This window comes from Campylobacter sp. BCW_4332, from assembly GCF_001763175.1.
In the GTDB taxonomy this organism is placed as follows: Bacteria; Campylobacterota; Campylobacteria; order Campylobacterales; family Campylobacteraceae; genus Campylobacter_D; species Campylobacter_D jejuni.
Genome location: NZ_MJYF01000070.1, coordinates 1 through 2,393, shown reverse-complemented (window position 1 = coordinate 2,393; position 2,393 = coordinate 1). Strand labels below are relative to the sequence as shown.

General features: G+C 28.8%; 3 protein-coding genes. All 3 read left to right on the top strand.

What is annotated here, in order from left to right:
* Positions 1 to 10: 10 nt before the first annotated feature.
* The 3 genes from AJN64_RS09145 to AJN64_RS09135 are packed head-to-tail and all read left to right on the top strand — an operon-like array spanning position 11 to position 2,282.
* Complete coding sequence (locus AJN64_RS09145; protein WP_083271932.1) at positions 11 to 1,087, top strand: TNT domain-containing protein; 1,077 nt, start codon at positions 11 to 13, stop codon at positions 1,085 to 1,087.
* Between the two features lie 16 nt (positions 1,088 to 1,103).
* Positions 1,104 to 1,673 (top strand): hypothetical protein, encoded by a 570-nt coding sequence (locus tag AJN64_RS09140; RefSeq protein WP_070276501.1) that lies wholly within the window; start codon positions 1,104 to 1,106, stop codon positions 1,671 to 1,673.
* A 51-nt stretch (positions 1,674 to 1,724) separates the two neighbouring features.
* Positions 1,725 to 2,282, top strand: coding sequence for a hypothetical protein (locus AJN64_RS09135; protein WP_070292903.1), 558 nt, complete (start codon positions 1,725 to 1,727; stop codon positions 2,280 to 2,282).
* Positions 2,283 to 2,393: the final 111 nt, after the last annotated feature.

The window sequence follows — 2,393 nt, the reverse complement described above, 5'->3', positions numbered from 1 at the left end:
AAGGCTTTTCATGGCTAGAAAAAGAAAGATAACTATTCCTAGAATAGAAGATATTAATGCAACTCTTGATACTTCTTGTTTGCATCCTATATTGGAAGATAATACTTTATTATGTTTACATGGAGGTAAAGTCAATTTAAAAGCAAAAAAGGCTAAAAGAATAAAATATAATAATGTTCCTATTATGTTACACGATGAAATACAAGGAGCTAGTATAAGTGGATGTTTAAATCCTCCAGTAGCTGGAGGACCTTGTACTAAAGTTGCTTTGGTATTTCCTTATACTTATTCAAAGCATAAAATCAATAATAAATATTCCGTTTATCAAATGGGCTTAATAGGAGTAAGTAATAAAGGCTATCCTGTACTTTCTATACCTAAAGGCAATAAGATTAAATTTGCCTTAACTAAAATACAAGCTAGTCCTCTTGCTAAGATTAAGTATGATAGGATAAGATGGGAAGGGATAGGAGATAAATTAGGAGCGGCACAAAAAAGCAAAGAGAAAGCAAAAATGCTTTTATATTTGGAAAATGAAAATAAAAAAGGTAAGGTAAGTGATAAAGAAGTTCATCTTTATAAACATAATGGAATATGGCCTAAAGATACTCCAAAACCTAGAAGTCCTGATTATATTCTTGAAGATGGTAAATTTAAATATCCTGATAATGATGGCTATAAAATTCCACCCAAACCAAGAGAAGTCACTCTAAAAAAAGGGATGAAACTGGACAGATATGGAGATAATTCAGGTAGCTTTGTTTGCCCTTTTAAGGAGAAAAAAGGAGCAATACCTTATGAAAAAAGATCATTGCCTTATGAAGATAATGAAGCCATGCAAAAAACCTATAAAAGATATGAAGTATTAGAAGATATTAATATGGAGAGTATGTTAAGAAAAAAAGATATATGTCAAAATGAAAGCTTAAAAAATAAAATTGAACAATCAATGAAAAAAAACGAATTCCATTCTCCGAAGATAGGAAGAATATCTCCATGCTTTGAACAAGAAGGTGGAGGAACACAGATTAAGCTTCCTATTTCCATAGAAGACTTAATACAATTGGGCTTTATCAAACAAATATAATAATAAAGGATAGAAAATGACAAGAGAACAAGCAGAACTAATTATAAAAGAAGAAAAGTTGATTGATACAGATTGGTATCCTTCTTATAAACATGCAGGAGAATACCATCTTACTATGTGGTTTGATTCTGATAATAATAAATATGAAACTTTCTATGTTGAAGACCAAGGAAGTATTAGACTTAGTTATTCTTTTGATAATGAAAAAGAAGCAATTGATAAAATGCTACAAGAAAATTATCGGCATAAATGCTACAATAGGAAAGATATTAAAGAAAATATCACAAAAGAAGCAACATTAAGAATTATTAAAGAAGAAAAGTTAGAAGTGATTTGGTATGATGAAGCACTTAAACCTTTATGCGCAGGTATTAAACATGATAAACAAAGAGATAAATATATTTCTTTTATCACTAATGCTAAAGCAGAGCTTATAGAATGGAAAAGTATTGAGTTTGATGGGGAAGTTGTTGTATTTTTAGAAAAATACAATTACACTTCTACCTATAATGATGAATTTATAGCCCTTTATGCTCTTATCAATCGTGCTAGAATGATTAAACAAAATAGAATTAGCTTTGTGTAAATGTTTCAAGGTTAGGTTTTATCAAACAAATACCATAATAAAGGATAGAAAATGACAAGAGAACAAGCAGAACTAATTATAAAAGAAGAAAAGTTGATTGATACAGATTGGTATCCTTCTTATAAACATGCAGGAGAATACCATCTTACTATGTGGTTTGATTCTGATAATAATAAATACGAAGCTGTTTATATTGGAGAAAGGGGCGGTGTTGAACTTGAGTATTCTTTTGATAGTGAAAAAGAAGCAATTGATAAAATGTTAAAAATGAATTATAAGCAAAAAAAATACGATGGAAAAGACATTAAAGAATATCTAACAAAAGAAGTAGCATTAAAAATCATCAAAGAAGAAAAACTAGAAGTGATTTGGTATGATGAAGCACTTAAACCTTTATGTGCAGGTATTAAATATGATAAACAAAGAGATAAATATATATCTTTTATTACTAATACTAAAGCGGAAATTATAGAATACAGAAGTATTGAATTTGATGGGGATAGATACAGTAAATATTACAAAGAGATATTTAATGATGAAAATATAGCCCTTTATGCTCTTATCAATCGTGCTAGAATGATTAAACAAAATAGAATCAGTTTTGTGTAAATACTTTCCTTATGATTTAATTTAATCTTAGTGGGTTTAAAAACCCACAAGGCTTTTCATGGCTAGAAAAAGAAAGATAACTATTCCTAGAATAGAAGATATTAATGCAAC